We start from the raw sequence: 20,510 nt of genomic DNA on the forward strand, positions 1-20,510 counted from the left end.
CTGACAGTCGCGTCATAATGCTGCCACTCAGTACAGGGAGCATCATGCCTTCATCACAGTCTGCTTCTCTTTTCTTCAGCGGAAACTTTTTTGCAGGTTTATGCTGCCGACAGGCTTTTTAGCTTTCCTGCGCAGCAACGCAATCGGTTTCTTCTTTTGCTTTCTGAATTAAATCGCTGGTTTGTGCTCTCGATCAGCAATTGTATGCTTTGCCGCCAGATGAGACGCGTTAACGTTTACTTTTTCGTCACACTGCCTGAATAATGGCCTGAAACCTCCTATAAATGCTGCTGATAAAATCTGCGGCAAACGTTTCATCTGAATTACTCTTCATTAGCAGTTAATGTTAAATTCATCCAGCGCCTCACTCGCATTCAGTTGATTTATACTGATATACTCTTTTCCATCAATATTAAAACCTGATCAACAGTTTGTTATAAGGTTTTTAACTCTGGATTATCAGCTCAGGCAGGTTGTCAGAAAATTCTTGCCCTGCCGCCCGTAATCAGCCAAATTAGTCGCCGCTTTTCCCTTCTAATAACAATCTCGCGCATGAAAAACTCACATGACGCGGACTTAATTGCTGTCCCGAAACAGGGTATGAAAAAACTGAGGTACATGTGTCAACTGCAAACAAACACACTGATGAGGCTGTCAGTCTCAATGCGTTTAAACAGCCGAAGGCGTTCTACTTAATCTTCTCGATTGAGTTATGGGAACGTTTTGGCTTCTATGGCCTGCAGGCCATTATGGCGGTTTACCTGGTGAAGCAACTGGGATTGTCTGAATCAGACTCCATCACCCTGTTCTCTTCATTCAGCGCGCTGGTTTATGGACTTGTCGCCATTGGCGGCTGGCTCGGCGATAAAGTGCTGGGCACGAAACGTGTGATTGTGCTGGGCGTGCTGGTGCTGGCGCTGGGTTATGCGCTGGTGGCATTCTCCGGTCATAACGTCAGCACCGTCTATATCGGTATGGCAACGATCGCCGTGGGCAGCGGCCTGTTCAAGGCGAACCCCTCTTCTCTGCTCTCCACCTGCTACGAAAAAGATGATCCGCGTATCGATGGTGCCTTCACCATGTTCTATATGTCGATCAACATCGGTTCACTGTTTTCGATGATGCTCACCCCGTGGTTAGCGGCGAAATATGGTTACAGCGTTGCCTTCTCACTGTGCGTTATCGGTCTGATCATCACCCTGTTTAACTTCCTGTTCTGCAAACGCATGGTCAAGGATTACGGTTCTAAGCCGGACTTTGCACCGTTGCAGGTTGGAAAACTGCTGATGACCCTGGTTGGCGTCGTGGTGCTAATCGCGCTAGCGAACTGGATGCTGCATCATCAGGTCATTGCACGCCTGGTGCTGGCGGTCATTGCGCTGGGTATCGTGCTGGTGTTTGCTAAAGAAGCCTTTGCACTGCAGGGCGCGGCGCGTCGTAAAATGATTGTGGCCTTCCTGCTGATGGTCGAAGCGATTCTCTTCTTCGTGCTCTACATGCAGATGCCAACGTCACTCAACTTCTTTGCTATCCGCAACGTTGAGCACACGATTTTCGGCATTACCTTTGCGCCCGAGCAGTTCCAGGCGCTGAACCCGTTCTGGATCATGCTGGCCAGTCCGCTGCTGGCGGCGCTCTACAACAAGCTGGGCGATAAGCTGCCTATGCCGCACAAGTTTGCCTTTGGTATGGTGCTCTGCTCCGCGGCGTTCCTGGTGCTGCCGGTGGGCGCGAAGTTCGCCAGCGATGCCGGTATCGTTTCTGTTAACTGGCTGATCCTGAGCTATGCATTGCAGAGTATCGGTGAGCTGATGATCTCCGGCCTCGGCCTGGCGATGGTGGCACAGCTGGTGCCTCAGCGTCTGATGGGCTTTATCATGGGCTCCTGGTTCCTGACCACCGCAGGCGCGGCGGTCATTGCCGGTAAAGTGGCCAACCTGATGGCGGTGCCGGAAAACGTTACCGATCCACTGATTTCGCTGGCGACCTACAGCCGCGTATTCCAGCAGATTGGTATCGTGACGGCGGTGATCGCCCTGCTGATGCTGATTACGGCGCCGATGCTGAACCGCATGGCGCAGGATCCTGACGCGAAAAAATAACGTGCAGGCGTCATCGCTGCCGTGATACGAATCAGCCGGGCTCTGCCCGGCTTTTTTTATTGCTGACCCTTTCCCCTCATCGATCCCTGATCCTTATCACTGGTAATTCCACCCTGAGCCTTTACTATGCTGTGATCCCATTGCAACAAGGAGTACATGGTCATGAAACTGTTTTGCAAAGCAGGAGCCTGCTCTCTTTCTCCCCATATTGTCATGCGCGAATGCGGTCTCGATTTCACTCAGGTGAACGTTGATCTGGCCACAAAACGCACTGAACGGGGCGATGATTTCCGCCAGATTAACCCTAAAGGTCAGGTGCCCGCGCTGCTGCTCAGCGACGGCACCGTGCTGACGGAAGGCGTTGCCATTGTGCAGTACCTGGCAGATCTCAAGCCCGATCGTCATCTGCTGGCACCGGTCGGCAGCCTGACGCGTTATCACACCGTGGAGTGGCTCAGCTACATCGGCAGTGAGCTGCACAAAAGCTTCGGGCCGCTGTTTCGCCCGGGTTACTCCGATGAGGTGAAAGCGCAGACGCGCAGTCAGCTGGAAGCGAAATTCCGCTATGTCGATGCGTCACTGCGTGACAAACAGTGGCTGATGGGGCTGCATTTCAGCGTGGCGGATGCCTATCTGTTTGTGGTGACGCGCTGGGCAAAAGCGCTGGGACTGGATTTGTCCGGCTTTACGGCGCTGGAGGCGTGGTTTGATCGTGTTGCGGAACGTCCTGCGGTGCAGGCGGCGCTGAAAGCGGAAGGCTTAGCCTGAGTGAACAGGGCCGGTCAACCGGCCCTGATGCATTACAGCTTTTCGGCCGTGAAGTGCTGCGTTGGACTGGCGATGGCATCCTGGGCCGCCACCAGCTGCAGCTCATACTCGCCCATTTGATGGGTTTTCAGCATCACCTCATAGACCGCCGCAGTGACGTGCTCCAGCGCATCCTGCAATGATTTGCCGTGCAGCAGATTCACCAGCAGCAGACCGCTGGTAAGATCGCCTACGCCGACCGGCTGACGCACACCGAAATCGACCAGCGGACGGCTGATGTGCCAGGCGTCTTCCGCCGTCACCAGCAGCATCTCAAAGCGATCGCTGCGACGACCGGCGCGCGCCAGATGCTTCACCAGCACCACGCGTGGTCCCTGGGCAATCAGCGCCCGCGCAGCGTCGACTGCCGCGTCGACGTCGGTGACAGTGCGTTCGCTCAGCATCTCCAGCTCAAGCAGGTTCGGGGCGATGATGTCGCTGGCCGGCATCGCCATTTTACAGTGAAACTCCGCCACGCCGGGTGCCACGATGCAGCCTTTCTCGGGATGACCCATCACCGGATCGCAGAAGTACCAGGCATCTGGATTAGCCGCTTTGACCTGCTGAACAATCTGCAGAATCTGCTCACCCTGCTCTGCCGAACCCAGATAGCCGCTCAGCACCGCGTCGCAGGTCTTCAGACGGTCAATATCTGCGATGCCTTTAACGATGTCAGTTAAATGCGTGGCAGGCATCACCGTGCCGGTCCAGTGACCATATTGCGTATGGTTGGAAAACTGCACGGTGTTCAGCGGCCAGACGTTTGCTCCCAGACGGCGCATCGGAAACTCAGCCGCCGCATTACCGGCGTGACCAAAAACAACATGCGACTGAATCGCTAAAATATTTTTCACTTGTTTGCCCTGTCCTGCCTTGCCATAAAAAAGGGCCGGAAACCGGCCCTGAAATCTTACTGCCAGTTAATCAGGCAGTAATGTTTCTTACCGCGACGCAGCAGCGTAAAGCGGTTAAACAGTTTGTCGCTGTCGCTGAAGCGGTATTCCGCGTCAGACTGCTTTTCACCATTCAGAGAAACGGCATTGGAGCCGATCATGGTGCGTGCCTGACCGCGAGACGGCACCAGCTCGGCTTTCACCAGCGCCTGCTGCAGATCGTCGTCAGCGCCCAGTACGATAGTGGGCATACCATCCTGCGCCAGCTGTTCAAAATCGGCTTCGGTCATGTCGCTCACGGAGCCAGAGAAGAGGCTGGCCGTGATGCGTTTTGCCGCCGACAGACCCGCTTCGCCATGCACCAGACGCGTTACCAGCTCAGCCAGCACATACTGCGCACGTGGCGCGGTGCCGCTGTTTTTGTCCTCCTCTTCCAGCGCGTTGATCTCTTCAATGCTCAGGAAGGTGAAGAACTTCAGGAAGCGATAGACATCGGCGTCAGCGGTGTTGATCCAGAACTGATAGAACTTGTACGGGCTGGTTTTCTTCGCATCGAGCCAGACTGCGCCGCCTTCCGTTTTACCGAATTTGGTGCCGTCAGACTTGGTGATCAGCGGAACGGTCAGACCAAAGACCTGGTTCTGATGCAGACGACGGGTCAGGTCGATACCGGAGGTGATGTTACCCCACTGATCGGAACCGCCAATCTGCAACGATACGCCGTGACGCTCGTTCAGGCAGGCGAAATCATAGCCCTGCAGCAGATTGTAAGAGAATTCGGTAAAGGAGATGCCCTGATCGTCACGGTTCAGACGCTGCTTCACCGCTTCTTTATTGATCATCTGGTTAACGGAGAAGTGTTTACCGATGTCACGCAGGAAGGTCAGCACGTTCATGCTGCCAAACCAGTCGTAGTTGTTGGCGGCGATTGCGCTGTTGCTGCCGCAATCGAAGTCGAGGAATGGCGCCACCTGCTGGCGGATCTTCTCAACCCATTCGTTGACGGTGTCGCTGGTATTAAGTTTACGCTCTGCAGCTTTGAAGCTCGGGTCGCCAATCAGGCCGGTTGCCCCCCCGACCAGTGCCACCGGCTGATGGCCGGCATCCTGAAAACGCTTCAGGCAGAGCAGCGGTACCAGATGGCCCAAATGCAAGCTGTCAGCAGTGGGGTCAAAGCCGCAATAGAGCGAAATTGGCCCCTGCGCCAGTTTCTCTGTTAACGCGTCTTCATCCGTCACCTGGGCGATAAGGCCCCTCTCCTGCAATTGTTGTATCAGGTTACTGCTGGTCATTACTGACTCCAAATTGATCAGACTGCACCTATGCTGGTACACAGCTTTCCGCTGAGTTGCGGAATCGAAAAAAATGAGGGCTATAGCATAAAGCGCTGACGCCTTCTGTGCCAGCGCTGATAGGGGGAAATCATGCAGATTCAGGGTGCCAGACGGTCGATTTTCCAGCCATCGTGATCGCGCTGATAGATGAAACGATCGTGCAGGCGATGTTCGCCGCCCTGCCAGAACTCCACTGTGTGAAATTTCACGCGGTATCCACCCCAGAAGCTGGGCAGCGGCACATCACCCTGCTGGAACTTCTGTTTCAGTTCCAGAAACTTCCCTTCCAGAATGCCACGGGCCGAAATACGGCTCGACTGCTTCGACACCCAGGCTCCAATCTGACTGTCGCGCGGGCGGCTGTGGAAATATTTCAGCACCTCCAGCGGCGACAGTTTCTCCACTTCGCCCAGCACCATCACCTGACGCTCCAGGTAGTGCCACGGGAAGTGCAGGCAGATACGTGGATTGTGCGCCAACTGCAGCGCCTTGCGGCTGCCAAGATTGGTGTAAAACACCATGCCCTGCGCATCGAAGTGCTTCAGCAGCACGATACGCTGCCACGGCTGGCCCTGCTCATCCACGGTGGCCACGGTCATTGCCGTGGGATCGGGCAGTTTTGCTTCACACGCCTGGCTCAGCCACTGTTCAAACAGCGCAATCGGATCATCCGGCAGATCCTTACGACGCAATCCGCCGCGGGTATATTCACGCCGCAGATGGGCAATGGTGTGTAGCGTTTCGCTGTCGCTCATAATGCTCGCCTATTCAGATAAAGAGTCAGCTGGCAGGTTGCAGCTCACAATCGTTCACGACGATTTTATCGTTACGTTCGATAAATGCGCCGTTTCCTTTGGACCAGAACACATAGGTGTTGTCGCTATAGCGTGCGCCGGAAGCCGATACCGTCTGCTTCAGCGTCAGGGGCTGGCCATCCATGATGAAGCTCACCTGCTCGTTCGCCTCATCCAGTGTCACGGTCAGGGGCAGGGTTCCACAGCGATAATGCAGGGTCTGCGGCAACGGTGGCTGTTTATGCATCAGACTACAGCCGGACAGCAACAGCACCGCGGCAACGGTCAATCCTTTCAACATAAGCGGGTCTCCTTCACGAGTGAAGCTGGCATTATAAGAAGGATTTTGCGCGAAGTAAGTGGGAATCCGCGCCAATCTGGTGGATGCTGTCATGCCGCCTGAATTATTCCGCATTTTCAGGCGGTTGTCTGAATGCACAGACCGCGTTCTCAGGCTACGCTCTATAGATCTTAAGCGAGGAAAACAAATATGAAATTTGATAACGAAGATGCATTTAAGCTGGCTGTGGCGTTTATGAACCACAAAGAGAATGCCACCGTCGCCAGCAGCTACTTTAAAACCTTTATCGACACCTACCAGAAATTTGATCGCTGGCTGAGCGCATCCGATCCGGTCAGCGCCATGAAAGCGGAAAAAGCGGCAGCCAAAGCCGGCGAAGACTCCATTCTTTGATCCCCTTCTTCACTGGCCCGATAGTCATCAGGGTATCGGGCCAGCGGATATAAGCAGCCGTTAACGCTGGTGCAGACGATTACCCCTATGGCGACGCTGGCTTTAACGAAGAATATCTGCTCCGGCTGCCGTGCTTATTTTCCACCCTGACCTCACTTTTATTCAGGCCATGTAATGCCTCTGCTGAAACGGCATAAACAGCCGTGCACATTTGCAATAAATGCTATTCCCCACCGTCATTCCCGTGAATAATCGCTACACCCCCCTTTTTTGTCTAAAAAACCGGCAGCGAAACGTGACAGGGTCAGCAAACTCTATAAAGCCGTCTATGCTGTAAACGTCTGGTTATACTTCATGGAGTTAAAAAAAATGAAAATGAAATCCCTGTCAGCCATTGCTTTGCTGGCGCTTTCTTTAGGTACGCTTGCAGGCTGCGCCTCGAATCAGTCAATTAAGACCACTGATGGCCGTACCATTGTCACTGATGGTAAACCGCAGATCGATTCAGATACTGGCCTGGTTTCTTATCGCGATGCTCAGACAGGAAAAACTGAGCAGATCAATCGCAATGAGATCAGTAATATGAGTGAACTCGACAACTAATATAAGGTGAATAAGATGAAAAAAGCGCTGATTTTACCTCTCGCCGCATTGATTGGTATGACCGTATTAACCGGCTGCACCCGTACCAGTTATGCGATTCAGACTAATGATGGACGTACCATTATTAGTGATGGCAAGCCTTCTGAGTCAGATGCCGGTCTGCTGGCCTACACCGACGCCAATGGCGTGAAGCAACAGATTAATAAAGCGGACGTTAAAGCGGTTTCTGAAGTACCGAAGAAATAAACCGGGCACTATCGTTCATTTAATAAAGCCGCCTACGGGCGGCTTTATTTTTTCCTGTGCTTAGCGCGACATGTGGTACGAACGAAGCTTCCCGCCACCTGCCGATTCGAATCAGAAATATCCGTTATGTTATAGCCATAATATGGCAGTCAACATGACAGTAATCGTGATTCACCTGCTTATTACTTATCTGAATTTCAGGCAACCCCTACCCTTTTTAACCAGCTTAATAGCTCAAGCTCTTTTACCCGTAAAACAGAACTCTGTTTTTATTCTTTTTTATTAGAGGCTTATCGCTTCGCTTAAAGGTTCATTTTATTTTTTAATCATTTCAACTGTGTTTATCGGCGGTTTCCGATCTTTTAGTCCGGATGACCTTTAACTAGACTATTCATATCGTTATTCAATCAGGAGGTCGCTGATGGTTTACCATGATAAAACAATCGGTCATATCATTCTTGGTGAAGCCGCCATTAATCTGGCGTTTGAAGAGCAGGAGATCACGCTGGTATCACTGATTCGCCAGCTGGCTGAAATGGCTGAAAACGAACGCAGCGATGAGCGCGTCGCGCAGATTGCTGCTACACGCAACTGGCTTAAAGGCTTTATCGAGGCCTCAACGCGCGACCGCGCCGAATTAAACTGGCTGGTTGAAACCGGACAGGCGCCGGTTTACCTTAAAGATTACCGCTAATGTGCTAAAGAATGTCCTGTCGGTTCAGGGTGCCAGGCCTCGCCTGGTGCCACTCACCACTCCGCGGCATCACGCCAGTTTTTGCATTTTTTCTGTTTATCGCCAGAAGCTATGCAGATCGCACGAAAACCACCGGTCCTGCCCTGAAATAGCTATACAGATTCGATTTTTTTGTATAACTTTGGCGCAAGCCGATCGTTTTTCCATCACCTCACAGGAAATTATCCATGTACCCGAACCAGAGACTGCCGCGGACGGCAGACGATATTGCCCGTTATTTTAATGCGGCAAGCCTGCCCTCACAGCAGGAAACGCTGGGTCAGGTGGTGGTGGAAATTCTGCATGCAGGCGGGAACGTAAACCGTAAATCGATCTGCACCAAACTTCTCCGTCGGCTGGAGACAGCGTCCACGCAGGAAGAGGAGCGTCATTACCGTGCCCTCATCAGCCTGCTGTTTGGCCGTTAAGCAGCGGACGCTCTCTGCCAGCGACTTCTGTCAGCGCGTCAGCGGCTCTCCGCTTTCCGTCACCTGCTGTTGCAGCGGATGTTTCACTGCGCGGGTTTCAAATCCCCCCTGTGCAGCAAAGACAGAGCAGCCAATAGCGGCGACGAGTGTCAGTAAGATTGAGGTTTTCACGAAGCAGGCCTTAATTTTCTACGCTACAGAATAAAGCGTAAAAGCCTGGCACATAAACAGCGTCGGGAAAAGCGCACTGCAGACTTTTTCTGTCCGAAAAACGTGGGCGGGGAAATGCCGGTTTACTGATGCCCCTCCCCGTAATGATTACCCCAGCACTTTCAATGCCAGCGCCAGCGTCTGCTGTTCGTTGGTCACATCGCTGACCTTGCCTGCAACCCGCATCCCGTATGCTATGCAGAGGATTAAACCGGCTGCCGCTTCACTGTCCAGTGTGTTATCGATTGAGCCATCCCGTTGCCCCAGCTCCAGCAGCGAGACCAGGAAGCGCTGATTACGCTGAACCACCTCATCAATGCGCTGCCCCAGCGCCTGATCCATCGTCTGCAGCGCAATGGCGCTGGCAACGACCAGACAGCCGCGCCGCCCTTCGATGGCGCGCGCCGAGTCAAGATAGAACTGCAATAGCTCGGTTATTTTTTCCCGTCCGCTGACACAGGGTGCCAGACGACGGCGCAGCTCGGTATTTCTGAGCAACAGATAACGTTCAAACACCTGCAGAAAGAGCGAGCGCTTATCTTTAAAGGCCTTGTAGATGCTGCCTGCAGAGAGGTTCATCGCCTCACCCAGATCGCTTATTGATGTGGCGTGATACCCTTTTTGTCGGAAAACGATCATGGCGTGATCCAGAGCCTGTTCAATATCGAACTCTCTGGGACGTCCCCGCTCTTTGTTTTTTTGCGCTGTCGCTGTCATGATCATTGTTACCGGTCTGGTAAGGACGTTCCTGTCAGAATCAGCCCGGATTCTATCCCAGGCATGGGTAACAAGTATAGATAGCGGCCTGACACTGACGCCTGTCCGTTTCTGTCGCCTGATGATCAAGGGGAGTAACCGGTTGTACCCTGCAACCCGGCAGAGGTTACAGAGCAAACCGGTCACGATTTACTCAGATAATAACGCGGTCTCTTTGCGGCGATCTGCCCGTTGCTGCGTGTTTATTTTAATCAGCCATAACATAGACTGCTTAATAAGCAGGCTGGCGTGGTGCTCATTGTCAGCAAAACATAAAAAGAGTCGGGTTTTTATAGTGCTGTTGCCGTCGACCACATAAATCTCATCGTCGTCATGGTGGCGGGATTGAATGATTGCTGTGAAATGTATTGCAGGCCAGAGCATGACTCTGGCTTCAAACGCTCTGAAACCCACTATATTTACGTGGTTATTTTTTTAAAATGCCCGATGAAAAACTACTCATCGGGCCAGGCAAAGCATCACTTCCTGTCACTTTAATCGCGTGATAAAAAAGCGTATAACAGCTGCTGCTACGTCAGCAACAGAGGAAGCCGGACCCGCGCCTACTTAACCGCCGCCACCGGCAAATCCGTTACCCGCGTGGTATAGGCAGGTGACAGCATCTCGCGCTTCATTGCCCAGGCCTTGTTGATCCCCTGCCCGGCAAACCAGAGTTTTCCGCTGCCGATTTTATTAATTTTATCAATCAGCTGCATCAGCTCCTGGCTGTTGCGGCGCGGCTGATGCTCGTCAAACAGATCAAGCTGGGCCACGCCCTGACTGAAAAAATCCCCCAGCACGATGCCCGCCTTGATATAGCGATGCCCCTCAATCCAGATGTTATCCAGACACGCCATCGCAACACCGACAATATCGCGCGTGTCCTGTGTCGGGATGACCAACTGGCCGGTAGACTGATTACCATAAAAGGGTTCATCCGTAGCATGCGGGCTGGTACGCACAAAGACCCCCACCTGACGGCAATACTGGTTACCGCGGCGTAGCTTCTCTGCCGCACGCTCAGCATAGGCACAGACGGCTTCACGCATCTGGTCATAATCGAAGATGCGGCTGCCAAACGAACGGGAACACATGATTTGCTGCTTATCCGGTGTCACTGACTCCAGTTCCAGGCAGGATTCGCCACGCAGTTCTCTGACGGTACGCTCCATCACCACGCTGAACTGTTTGCGAATAGATTCGGTGCTTTGATCGGCCAGATCTTTCGCCGTCATAACGCCCATGGCGTTGAGCCGTTTGCCGATCCGGTGCCCTACGCCCCAGACGTCAGCCACATCAATCAGCGCCAGCAGCTTTTTCTGTCGTTCGGGGTCCGACAGATCGACAATGCCGCCGGTTTTGCTCCACTTTTTGGCCGCAAAATTCGCCAGCTTAGCCAGCGTTTTGGTCTGTGCAATGCCGACGCCGACGGTCAGATGGGTCTCTTTGCGGATCCGTTCTTTAACCTGCCGGCCAAAGGTCTCCAGCGCCATGCAGTTCTGCACGCCGGTAAGATCCATAAACGCCTCGTCGATCGAGTAGATCTCCACCGAGGGAGCCATCTCTTCGAGGATGGTCATCACCCGTTCACTCATGTCGGCATAGAGCGCGTAATTTGAGCTGAAGACCTTTACCGCATGACGCGTCAGCTCTTCACGCATTTTAAAATAGGGTGCACCCATTTTAATGCCGGCTTTTTTTGCCTCGGCGCTGCGCGCAATCACACAGCCGTCGTTATTCGACAGCACCACCACCGGTTTGCCTTTCAGATCGGGCCGGAAAACGGTTTCGCACGATGCATAAAAGCAGTTCACATCGACCAGCGCGAACATGGTCAGTGCGTCGATTTAATAACAAAGGTCACAACACCAAACACTTCCAGCGCATCTTCGGTCTGGATAGCGATCGGTTTAAATTTGGTGTTCATCGGCATCAGTTGCAGGCAGGGATGAAGCTGAAGACGTTTAACGGTAAATTCACCATCGACGGCGGCCACCACGATATCGCCGTGTGAGGCGGTGAGCGAGCTGTCGACCACCAGCATATCACCATCGTTAATGCCCGCCTCAATCATCGACTCGCCGCTGACGCGGACAAAATAGGTGGCACTGGGATGCTGCACCATCAGCGCATTGAGATCGATACGTTGTTCGACATAATCCTGCGCCGGGGAGGGAAATCCGCACGGCACACGTTCGATATAAAGCGGTAAAGGCATAACGGCGCGAATGTCCGCAGGTTTAATGAATTCCACAATTTCACTCCTTGCTCAGATTACTGTATATAAATACAGTAATAGCTAATCCCCCTTTTAATCAAGTGACACGGAACATTTTTAAGCAAAGGAGTTGATGGTAATACACTTTTTTAATCCTCTTTTTTCTCACTGCTGTGAGAGTAAGCGGAAACGGGTTACTTTTGCCGCAGCACGGGAATATCAGCGTTTTTTCTTTCAGTAACTAATCTTATAAATTCACCCGCTGATTATTTTTACTTAAGGAAAATCTGACAACGTCTCTGTGGCATTCGCCGAGGTTTGAATATTCAGAGCGGGCTGGTTATTCTGCCTTTTTTAAGGCATGGAGAGGTTATGACAGACGACGATAGAATTAAACATCTGGAAGAAGCCGTTGCGCAGTTAACGGTTGAGACCACGGTATTAAAAGCGATACTCGGTCAGCAAATTGCGCTCAATAATCTCAACTACAAAGGGAAATTTGACGATGTGCTGGCCGCGCTGGCGAAAGAATATGCCGAACGTGGTCTGGAGGAAGGCAATAATCAGGCAATCCATGACGCCCTGCGTCAGTATATTAAATATGAGCCACCCACGATGGAATAGGACTCTCCGGCAGCGTCCGCTCACCGGACGTTACCGGCTCCTGAACACTGCCATCCCCTGCCCCGTCCCGGCAGCCGTCTGAGACGCTGCGGATTAGCCTTTAAGCCTGGCTATCACTCTCCAGCGCATCCTGAATCGCATCGGCCAGATTACCAATTTCATTCGCCACGGCCTGCAGGTCCCAGGAGGCTTTTGAACCGGTTGCTGACGTTGAAGCGCTGACGGATTCCTTTGCCACTGACAGCGCCGCTGCCACAGCCACTGAACGTTTATGTTGTTCCTGCGTCACGCCCGCAGGCGGAATCGCAAAATAGTCGTGAACCATGATCATTTCCTTGTGATGAATAAGGGCTCAACCTTAGCCTTCTGCATCAGGCGTGGGAAGTGAATTATGTGGCATGACCTGTCAGGCGGACAGGATTGCAGCAGCTGTGTTGCGTTGTCCGCTTTTCCTGCGCAAAAAAAACTGTACGGGCTGTACAGGTTTTTTGCAAAAATGTCTGCCTGAACGGCTATTGTATCGTTTTACAGGACGGCAGAAAAATAGCTGGCACTCACCAGCAGACGTTATCATCTTATGGGAAATCCCTGTTAATTCACTGAATAATATAACATAAAGAGTGAAAGCCTCGCTTTGTCCTGTGTGCCATCTCTCCCTCAACACATCTGACCAGTGATCTTTTGTCAAATTTTATTGTACAACTTTGCCATTTTTGTATAACTTTACCTCGTGATGTTAAATCACTTGTAACGAGCGTGCTTTGCACCGCATCTGAAGGTGTTGTGGATTTCCACCTTCAGATGCAATTTTTTTGCGTCAGCCGGTTACCGGATCTGAATCAACGCATTCCTTCCCAATTTCTTATGAGGCCTGACATGCAAACAACGATGAATACAGAGTCTCAGATTTCTGATTACTTCATGAACTCTGGTACAGCGCTGACCACAGAAAAACAGGTGATCGCCGCAGTTCATGCTGAACTTGCGCGAGCCAAAGCCCATGTCTCCGATAAAGACATTGTGCTGGGTCTGATTCACCGCCTGGAGAGCGAGCGCGACATGGTTAAGCAGGATATTTACCGTCAGGCTCTGGAACATGTTCTGCAGCGTGCAACGGCCACCAGCGAAAGCTAAAAACCTGTGTCTGTCATGACGGAACGCGAATTAGCACGGATGCTTTTCCACTACGGAATCGGCCCCTTTTAAAGGGGCTTTTTTATTTCTGCTGCACTGCATCGCCCGCTTCTATATTCACCTCCCGTACTGCCTGCCCTGCCGGACCAGATATAGCTCTACTATTTACCGTTTTTGCCGCTTATTTCACCTTAAATTGCGATTAATTGCTCTCGGTTCGCTTTATTTATCCGATATCTGTGTCCAGGCTTTTTCTGCATCTACTGCAAACACAGACGAGGAAAATAATCATGTTTCATCATTCATCAAAACTTCAATTCCCGGTTCGTGTAGAGAAGCCCGATCCAGAGTTTGCCATGCTGTTACAGCAGGCCATCGGCGGCGTCGAAGGTGAGATTCGTGTAGCGATGCAATACTTTTTCCAGGCGATGGGCGCGCGGGGTGATGTGCGGATTCGGGATCTGCTGATCTCCACCGCCACCGAAGAGCTGAGCCATATCGAAATGCTGGGCTACGCCGTGGCGCTGAACCTTGAAGGCGCACCGCTCTCTTACCAGGAAGCGTCAGCCAAAGACCCGGTGGTTAATGCCATTCTGGGTGGCATGAACCCACGCCATATCCTCTCTTCCGGTCTGGCTGCGATGCCGGTGAATGCCAACGGCATGCCGTTCGACATGAGCCACATCTACGCCTCCGGCAACGTGGCGGCAGATATGCTGGCTAACGTCACTGCAGAAGCCACCGGCCGCGTACTGGCTACCCGGCTCTACAACATGACCGAAGACAAAGGGATGAAGGACTTCCTCTCCTTCCTGATCGCCCGTGACACGATGCACCAGCAGCAGTGGCTGGCGGTGATCGAAGAGATGGGTGGCCTGAACGCATCGCTGCCGATCCCGAACAGCTTCCCGCAGGAACATGAGGCGCAGGAGCACTCGTACTACTGCCTGAATACCTCACTGGACAAACCGCTGCCGGAAGGTCGCTGGAGCAGTGGCCCGGCTTACGATGGTCATGGGCAGTTCAGCGCGAAGCAGCAGCCCGAGATTCTGGGTGATGAGCCGCTGCTGGGCAATGCCCGTCCCGGCTCCGGTGCACAGTCAGAGCAGATTGATGGCGTTACGCCACCGAAACCATAATTACCCGCCTGTCAGGGACCAATGCCCTGACAGGTTTTTCCATTTTTTACGGAGGAGAAGTCATGTCATCCACTCAGCGTCCACAACCCCCATTCACAGAGCAGCAGCAGACGTGGCCTGGCAGCACCGCCGCGATGCAGCCACAGCCCGATCATGGTGAAGAGAGTTATCAGGGTTCAGGCCGTCTGGCGGGTAAAAAAGCGATTATTACCGGCGGCGATTCCGGCATTGGCCGGGCCGTGGCGATTGCTTTTGCCCGGGAAGGTGCTGACGTGCTGATCTCTTATCTTGATGAGCATGAGGATGCGCAGGATACCGCCCGACTGGTTGAGGCCGCCGGTCAGAAAGCCGTCCTGGTGCCCGGCGACATTACCGATGCGTCACACTGCAACGCGCTGGTTGATAAAGCCGTTGAAGCCTTTGGTGAGATTAACATTGTGGTGAATAACGCGGCGTATCAGATGACGCGCGACTCGCTGGATGCGATCAGCGACGACGAGTTTGATCGGACGATGAAGACTAACCTGTACGCGATGTTTTACATCACTAAAGCGGCCACAAAACATATGCCTGCAGGCGGGTCGATCATTAATACGGCTTCGATCAATGCTGACCAGCCGAAACCGAAACTGCTCGCCTACTCCGCCACCAAAGCCGCCATCGTTAACTTCTCCGGTGGCCTGGCAGCCTTGCTGGCGGAAAAAGGCATCCGAGCCAATGCGGTTGCGCCCGGCCCCATCTGGACACCGCTGATCCCGTCGACCATGCCGGTTGAACAGGTGAAGACCTTTGGCAGTGAAGTACCGTTGCAGCGTGCCGGTCAGCCTGCTGAGCTGGCGCCAACCTATGTGATGCTGGCCAGTGATGAAGCCAGCTACATTTCCGGGGCGACCATCGCCGTCACGGGCGGCGTGGCGATTATTTAACGTTTGCCGATTCCCTGGTCGCTTCGGCCAGGGGATTCTCTATCAGCTTCTGCGTTATTCCCCACTGATAAAGCGGCTCCCGCGCCAGATTCTTCATTTTCACTTCGCACATGATGTCGAAAGCGTGGAACGACAGCGCCCAGCCATTCAGCGTCGGATTGAAAAAGAAGTCGGAGTGCGCCCGCAGTTTGCTTTTGCTCACGCCCAGTTGCTGCTGATCGGGCCAGCCCGCCTGCGGAATAATCCCCTCCTGCGAAATCGAATAGTGCAGCACCGGCCGTACGCCGCGCCATGAGTCGATTACTCTGGCAACGCGCGCATCATCCGGCTGAATAAACTCACTCTCTTTTACCCAGTGATGGTGGATATCCAGCACGACCGGACAGAGGGGTGCCGCCTGCAGCACATCATCCAGCGAGCAGGAAATCTCATCATTCTCCACCGTCAGCATCAGTCGCGCTTCCGGGCTGAGCTGATTAAATGAGTGTTTAAAGCCGTCGAATCCCGCCTTACCATTCATATGAATGTTGATTTTAAAATCCTGGAAGGTTTTGCCGTAGCCCATCAGACAGGCGCAGAGCGTGTGATACTCCACATCTTCCAGGGCTCGCACCACGACATCGGGATTGTCGGAAGCCAGCACGGTATATTGGCCCGGATGGAATGAGAGCCGGATGTCATGCGCCCGCGCCAGCTCACCACAGCGGGCAAACAGCGGGTAGAGTTCAGGCAGGAATTCCGCAAACAACGGCGTCGCTTCGGGCACCGTATAAAGCGGCAGCAGATCGCTGCCGATACGCATCATTCGCAGCGGCGCGGGTAACGTGGCCAGATGCTCAAGCGTCAGGTAGAGATTATTGAGATTGGTAACGGTGATCTCATGAACCAGCTGGTGACGTTCAGCGTGCGGTAAACTCAGAAATCGTTTACGGGTAGTCGCGCGAAACGGGAAAAACTGTTTGCCGTCGCTATTGAGATACTTACATGCAAAGCCTAATTTCATGACTGCTCCTGATTGATGCTTATCAGAAGTGTAACAGGCCTCTGGCGACCAGCCAGTCGCGGGCCACAGAGGCAGAGTGAATAATGACAGGGAGAGAGACTATGCAGGGTCACGCGATCCAGCGTATCGCTATCGACGCAGCTGAACGGCTGCCCGCCGCCGAATCGGGCTATCCGTTCGGGCCGGAACATCAGGTTTTTAAAGTGTGTGGGAAAGTGTTTTTACTGCTGACCGAACTGCGGGGCGTGCCGATTATCACCCTGAAATGCGAACCGCAACAGGCGGAGCTGCACCGGGTGATCTATCCCTCGATTACCGCCGGTTACCATATGAATAAGCGCCACTGGATTACGGTTTATCCCGGCGACGGCCTGTCGCCAGGCCTGATTCAGCAGCTGGTTGAGGAGTCATATCAGCGGGTGGTGCGCGGCATCCCTGCCTCACGCCGCCCGGTGTGGGTGGGATAAAGGCGGCGAAAGGTAATAATGAAAACCCGCCCTGACCAGCACGCCATCAGCCCCCGCCCCGGCACTCAGTGGTGCAGCATCTCATCCAGCACCTGTGCGTTCGACATCTGGTAAGGGTAATAGGTTGGCCAGTTGTCCATCTCCGCCAGCAGGGCCTGCTGAGAGGCGTTACCCATAAAGATATGGAAATGGGCGGACTTACGCGGCCCGATGGTGTGATCGCTGAACTGCACATATTTCGGGGCGGTGCTGCTGGCGTCCTGACACTCGAACAGATAGCGCACCCCTTTCTTCCCGGACGTGTAGGTCAGGATTTTGTGCCCTGAATAGTGATAGTGGCAGGCGCTGATCTTATCGCCGACATGGAACTCCATCACGCCATTTTCGATGCCAATGGTATCGACGTCGGTGGCGTAGCCTTTGCGATAATAGGCCTTGTACTGTTCTGCCGTTTTACTGTTGTCCTGCTGGGCTTTCTTCTGCCAGACCGGGTCCAGCTCGCCACTTTTCAGCAGCGGATAGACCGACTGCCAGATTCCGTCCCAGTCAGAGAGCGGACGATCTTTTACATCGCTGTCAGCGAAGATGCCTTCAGCCGCCTTCTGCTCCATCGCTGACAGCGGTTTTCCATGGGCATGCGTACCATGTGCCAGCGCCTGCTGACTGATTAACAGCGTGCCTGCGATTCCTATCCATTTACCTGCATGATTTTTCAAAGCCCGATCCCCGATTCATGTAACAGGATGAAATGTTATGATATAACATTTCACAATTCAACCTAAATCTGCCTGTCGCCCTATTAATTTTTTTAATGATCAGAGTCATCTTCTGGTGCATAGCCTTCTCCTGTCGCAGAGCAATCTGACGGGGTTGTAAAGCGCGTTGCCAGCACAGCAGGCGCGAGCTGGCAGGCCGCTAAGCCAGACGGCACAAGGTGTAAATAAGCGAAGCGATAATCAGCAGTCAGCGATAAGCCCGGTTTTGCTGTCGGATGAAAAAGGCGCTGTCACTACAGTTAAATGGCCGAATTAACCTCAGCATTGTTCAGGTTGTTCTATATTTAGTGTCGCCGAACGTAAAATACCAGCTGGAGCATGAATTAATGTCGAAAGAAACTGAGAAGAAACCCCTGAGCGAACGCGCACCGACCACCGGCCCGGAATCATCAGAGCCGGGTCTGGGATCGCTGGCACCGAAAGATGGTTCGCATCAGCCCCCAGCCGAACCGACCCCGCCAGGCAAGCAGCCTACCGCCCCAGGCAGCCTGAAAGCACCACAGACGCACAACGCCAAACTTGACCAGCTTGAAGCCAGCCGTAAAAACGGCACCGACCGCGCCCTTACAACCAACCAGGGCACACGCATCGCCAACGATCAAAACTCACTGCGTGCCGGTTCGCGCGGTCCGACGCTGCTGGAAGACTTTATTATGCGTGAGAAGATCACGCACTTTGACCATGAGCGTATCCCGGAGCGCATCGTGCACGCCCGTGGCTCTGCCGCACATGGCTATTTTCAGCCTTACCGCTCCCTGAAAGATCTGACCAAAGCGCAGTTCCTCAGCGATCCCGAGCAGACCACGCCGGTTTTCGTGCGTTTCTCTACGGTTCAGGGCGGTGCCGGATCGGCTGATACCGTGCGTGATATTCGCGGTTTCGCCGCCAAGTTCTACACCGAAGAGGGTGTCTTTGACCTGGTCGGCAACAACACGCCGGTATTCTTCATTCAGGATGCGCACAAATTCCCTGACTTTGTGCATGCCGTGAAGCCAGAGCCACACAACGAAATCCCGCAGGGCCAGAGCGCCCATGACACCTTCTGGGACTACGTCTCTCTGCAGCCGGAAACCATGCATAACGTCATCTGGGCGATGTCTGACCGCGGCATTCCGCGCAGCTATCGCACCATGGAAGGCTTCGGTATCCACACCTTCCGCCTGATTAACGCCGAAGGCAAAGCGACCTTTGTCCGTTTCCACTGGAAGCCGGTGGCGGGTAAAGCCTCGCTGTTGTGGGACGAGTCGCAGAAACTGACCGGTCGCGATCCCGATTTCCATCGCCGCGATCTGTGGGAAGCGATTGAAGCGGGTGATTTCCCGGAATATGAGCTGGGCCTGCAGCTGATCCCGGAAGAAGATGAGTTCAAATTCGACTTCGATATTCTGGATGCCACCAAGCTGATCCCGGAAGCACTGGTGCCGGTGGAAATTGTCGGCAAGATGGTGCTGAACCGTAACCCGGACAACTTCTTTGCCGAAACCGAGCAGGTGGCGTTCCACCCTGGCCATATCGTGCCGGGTCTGGATTTCTCCAACGATCCGCTGCTGCAGGGTCGCCTCTTCTCCTATACCGACACGCAGATCAGTCGTCTGGGCGGACCGAACTTCCATGAGATCCCGATCAACCGACCGACCTGCCCGTACCATAACTTCCAGCGTCAGGGCATGCATCGTCAGGATATCGACACCAATCCGGCAAACTACGAGCCGAACTCAATCAACGACAACTGGCCGCGCGAAACCCCACCTGCTGCAACAGGCGGCGGCTTCGAAAGCTATCAGGAGCGGGTTGAGGGCCACAAAGTGCGCGAGCGCAGCCCGTCATTCGGCGAATATTATTCCCAGCCGCGCCTGTTCTGGAACAGCCAGACTGAAGTCGAGCAGCAGCACATCATCGGTGCTTACTCGTTTGAGCTGAGTAAAGTGGCGCGCGCCTATATTCGTGAGCGTGTGGTCGATCATCTGGCACGCATTGATACCAGACTGGCGCAGGGCGTGGCGGATAACCTCGGACTTGCCCTGACTGATGAGCAGCTCAATCTCCAGCCACCGGCTGCGGTGAACGGCCTGACCAAAGATGACAGCCTGAGCCTTTACGCTATCCCGGATGGTGAGATTAAAGGTCGTCAGGTGGCGCTGCTGCTGAGCGATGGTGTAAAAGCCGCTGATGTGCTGGCGATTTTGCAGGCGCTGAAAGCGGAAGGTGTGCATGCCAAACTGCTGGCGCCGCATATGGGTCAGGTGCGCGCGGATGACGGCTCTGTGTTGCCGGTTGATGCCACCTTTGCCGGCCTGCCTTCTCTGACCTTTGATGCGGTCATCGTACCGGATGGCAATATCGATGCCCTGCTGTTAAGCGGCGATGCCCGTTATTTCCTGCTGGAAGCCTACAAGCACCTTAAGGTGATTGGTCTGGTGGGTAACGCGCGTCGCTTTAAAGCGCAGTTCGGTCTGGAAGATGCGGATCAGGAAGAAGGTATTGTGCAGGGCGACTCGGCGGAGAGCGCGATGATGTCAGAGTTCACGCAGGCGATGAAAGCGCACCGCGTCTGGTCGCGCAGCCAGAAGGCACAGTCCGTCCCGGCCTGATGCGTTGAGTGAATAAAAACCGCCTCCAGGGG

Annotated in this window: 24 protein-coding genes; 13 read left to right on the top strand and 11 right to left on the bottom strand. The window is 53.7% G+C overall.

What is annotated here, in order from left to right:
• Window positions 1-620: 620 nt before the first annotated feature.
• Both dtpA and gstA read left to right on the top strand, forming a co-directional pair.
• Window positions 621-2,102, top strand: coding sequence for a dipeptide/tripeptide permease DtpA (gene dtpA / locus K6R05_RS10170; RefSeq protein WP_222924084.1), 1,482 nt, complete (start codon window positions 621-623; stop codon window positions 2,100-2,102).
• 162 nt (window positions 2,103-2,264) lie between these two features.
• Complete coding sequence (gstA, locus tag K6R05_RS10175; protein ID WP_222924085.1) at window positions 2,265-2,870, top strand: glutathione transferase GstA; 606 nt, start codon at window positions 2,265-2,267, stop codon at window positions 2,868-2,870.
• 32 nt (window positions 2,871-2,902) lie between these two features.
• On the opposite strand, the gene pdxY is transcribed toward gstA, so the two are convergent.
• The 4 genes from pdxY to K6R05_RS10195 form a co-directional block, all read right to left on the bottom strand.
• Window positions 2,903-3,763 carry a pyridoxal kinase PdxY gene (pdxY, locus tag K6R05_RS10180; protein ID WP_161732483.1) on the bottom strand — a complete coding sequence of 287 codons (861 nt, stop codon included), beginning with the start codon at window positions 3,761-3,763 and terminating at the stop codon, window positions 2,903-2,905.
• A 56-nt stretch (window positions 3,764-3,819) separates the two neighbouring features.
• Complete coding sequence (gene tyrS / locus K6R05_RS10185; RefSeq protein WP_161732485.1) at window positions 3,820-5,094, bottom strand: tyrosine--tRNA ligase; 1,275 nt, start codon at window positions 5,092-5,094, stop codon at window positions 3,820-3,822.
• Between the two features lie 140 nt (window positions 5,095-5,234).
• Complete coding sequence (gene pdxH, locus K6R05_RS10190) at window positions 5,235-5,891, bottom strand: pyridoxamine 5'-phosphate oxidase (protein ID WP_013357759.1); 657 nt, start codon at window positions 5,889-5,891, stop codon at window positions 5,235-5,237.
• A 25-nt stretch (window positions 5,892-5,916) separates the two neighbouring features.
• Window positions 5,917-6,231 carry an MliC family protein gene (locus K6R05_RS10195; RefSeq protein WP_161732489.1) on the bottom strand — a complete coding sequence of 105 codons (315 nt, stop codon included), beginning with the start codon at window positions 6,229-6,231 and terminating at the stop codon, window positions 5,917-5,919.
• 189 nt (window positions 6,232-6,420) lie between these two features.
• Here K6R05_RS10195 and K6R05_RS10200 point away from each other — a divergent pair, with 189 nt between their 5' ends.
• From K6R05_RS10200 to ycgZ, 5 genes are all read left to right on the top strand, one after another.
• On the top strand, window positions 6,421-6,624 hold the full coding sequence (locus K6R05_RS10200; RefSeq protein WP_061062381.1) for a hypothetical protein: 204 nt from the start codon (window positions 6,421-6,423) through the stop codon (window positions 6,622-6,624).
• A gap of 369 nt (window positions 6,625-6,993) precedes the next feature.
• Complete coding sequence (locus K6R05_RS10205) at window positions 6,994-7,227, top strand: YgdI/YgdR family lipoprotein (protein ID WP_010245442.1); 234 nt, start codon at window positions 6,994-6,996, stop codon at window positions 7,225-7,227.
• Between the two features lie 15 nt (window positions 7,228-7,242).
• Window positions 7,243-7,473: a YgdI/YgdR family lipoprotein gene (locus K6R05_RS10210; protein ID WP_010245445.1), complete on the top strand. Its 231-nt coding sequence runs from the start codon at window positions 7,243-7,245 to the stop codon at window positions 7,471-7,473.
• Window positions 7,474-7,894: 421 nt separating this feature from the next.
• Window positions 7,895-8,167: a hypothetical protein gene (locus tag K6R05_RS10215; RefSeq protein WP_222924086.1), complete on the top strand. Its 273-nt coding sequence runs from the start codon at window positions 7,895-7,897 to the stop codon at window positions 8,165-8,167.
• 227 nt (window positions 8,168-8,394) lie between these two features.
• Complete coding sequence (ycgZ, locus tag K6R05_RS10220; RefSeq protein WP_161732493.1) at window positions 8,395-8,634, top strand: regulatory protein YcgZ; 240 nt, start codon at window positions 8,395-8,397, stop codon at window positions 8,632-8,634.
• 30 nt (window positions 8,635-8,664) lie between these two features.
• On the opposite strand, the gene K6R05_RS10225 is transcribed toward ycgZ, so the two are convergent.
• From K6R05_RS10225 to umuD, 4 genes are all read right to left on the bottom strand, one after another.
• Complete coding sequence (locus tag K6R05_RS10225) at window positions 8,665-8,805, bottom strand: hypothetical protein (RefSeq protein WP_237566674.1); 141 nt, start codon at window positions 8,803-8,805, stop codon at window positions 8,665-8,667.
• Between the two features lie 147 nt (window positions 8,806-8,952).
• Window positions 8,953-9,567, bottom strand: a complete 615-nt coding sequence (locus K6R05_RS10230) for a TetR/AcrR family transcriptional regulator (protein ID WP_222924087.1) — start codon at window positions 9,565-9,567, stop codon at window positions 8,953-8,955.
• Between the two features lie 596 nt (window positions 9,568-10,163).
• Complete coding sequence (gene umuC, locus K6R05_RS10235) at window positions 10,164-11,432, bottom strand: translesion error-prone DNA polymerase V subunit UmuC (protein WP_222924088.1); 1,269 nt, start codon at window positions 11,430-11,432, stop codon at window positions 10,164-10,166.
• A 2-nt stretch (window positions 11,433-11,434) separates the two neighbouring features.
• On the bottom strand, window positions 11,435-11,854 hold the full coding sequence (gene umuD, locus K6R05_RS10240) for a translesion error-prone DNA polymerase V autoproteolytic subunit (RefSeq protein WP_013357748.1): 420 nt from the start codon (window positions 11,852-11,854) through the stop codon (window positions 11,435-11,437).
• Window positions 11,855-12,190: 336 nt separating this feature from the next.
• Between umuD and K6R05_RS10245 the strand changes: the two genes are divergently transcribed.
• On the top strand, window positions 12,191-12,442 hold the full coding sequence (locus tag K6R05_RS10245; protein WP_161732499.1) for a hypothetical protein: 252 nt from the start codon (window positions 12,191-12,193) through the stop codon (window positions 12,440-12,442).
• 100 nt (window positions 12,443-12,542) lie between these two features.
• On the opposite strand, the gene K6R05_RS10250 is transcribed toward K6R05_RS10245, so the two are convergent.
• Window positions 12,543-12,767 carry a hypothetical protein gene (locus tag K6R05_RS10250; protein ID WP_033732545.1) on the bottom strand — a complete coding sequence of 75 codons (225 nt, stop codon included), beginning with the start codon at window positions 12,765-12,767 and terminating at the stop codon, window positions 12,543-12,545.
• 551 nt (window positions 12,768-13,318) lie between these two features.
• On the opposite strand from K6R05_RS10250, the gene K6R05_RS10255 reads away from it, so the two are divergent.
• From K6R05_RS10255 to K6R05_RS10265, 3 genes are all read left to right on the top strand, one after another.
• Entirely contained in the window at window positions 13,319-13,576 is a 258-nt protein-coding gene (locus K6R05_RS10255; RefSeq protein ID WP_161732559.1) for a biofilm development regulator YmgB/AriR family protein, read from the top strand.
• A gap of 290 nt (window positions 13,577-13,866) precedes the next feature.
• Window positions 13,867-14,715 (top strand): manganese catalase family protein, encoded by an 849-nt coding sequence (locus K6R05_RS10260; protein ID WP_161732501.1) that lies wholly within the window; start codon window positions 13,867-13,869, stop codon window positions 14,713-14,715.
• Between the two features lie 62 nt (window positions 14,716-14,777).
• Window positions 14,778-15,641, top strand: coding sequence for a glucose 1-dehydrogenase (locus K6R05_RS10265; protein ID WP_161732503.1), 864 nt, complete (start codon window positions 14,778-14,780; stop codon window positions 15,639-15,641).
• Here K6R05_RS10265 and K6R05_RS10270 read toward each other — a convergent pair.
• Complete coding sequence (locus tag K6R05_RS10270; RefSeq protein WP_222924089.1) at window positions 15,634-16,644, bottom strand: apurinic/apyrimidinic endonuclease family protein; 1,011 nt, start codon at window positions 16,642-16,644, stop codon at window positions 15,634-15,636. The genes K6R05_RS10265 and K6R05_RS10270 overlap by 8 nt on opposite strands.
• A 101-nt stretch (window positions 16,645-16,745) precedes the next feature.
• Between K6R05_RS10270 and K6R05_RS10275 the strand changes: the two genes are divergently transcribed.
• Window positions 16,746-17,111 carry an MmcQ/YjbR family DNA-binding protein gene (locus K6R05_RS10275; RefSeq protein WP_150012898.1) on the top strand — a complete coding sequence of 122 codons (366 nt, stop codon included), beginning with the start codon at window positions 16,746-16,748 and terminating at the stop codon, window positions 17,109-17,111.
• Window positions 17,112-17,176: 65 nt separating this feature from the next.
• Here K6R05_RS10275 and zinT read toward each other — a convergent pair whose 3' ends face one another.
• The gene (gene zinT / locus K6R05_RS10280; RefSeq protein WP_222924090.1) at window positions 17,177-17,827 is read right to left on the bottom strand and encodes a metal-binding protein ZinT; all 651 of its coding nucleotides are present in this window, start codon (window positions 17,825-17,827) and stop codon (window positions 17,177-17,179) included.
• A 386-nt stretch (window positions 17,828-18,213) separates the two neighbouring features.
• On the opposite strand from zinT, the gene katE reads away from it, so the two are divergent.
• Window positions 18,214-20,478, top strand: coding sequence for a catalase HPII (katE, locus tag K6R05_RS10285; RefSeq protein ID WP_222924091.1), 2,265 nt, complete (start codon window positions 18,214-18,216; stop codon window positions 20,476-20,478).
• Window positions 20,479-20,510 lie beyond the last annotated feature (32 nt).

Source organism: Pantoea alfalfae, assembly GCF_019880205.1.
In the GTDB taxonomy this organism is placed as follows: Bacteria; Pseudomonadota; Gammaproteobacteria; order Enterobacterales; family Enterobacteriaceae; genus Pantoea; species Pantoea alfalfae.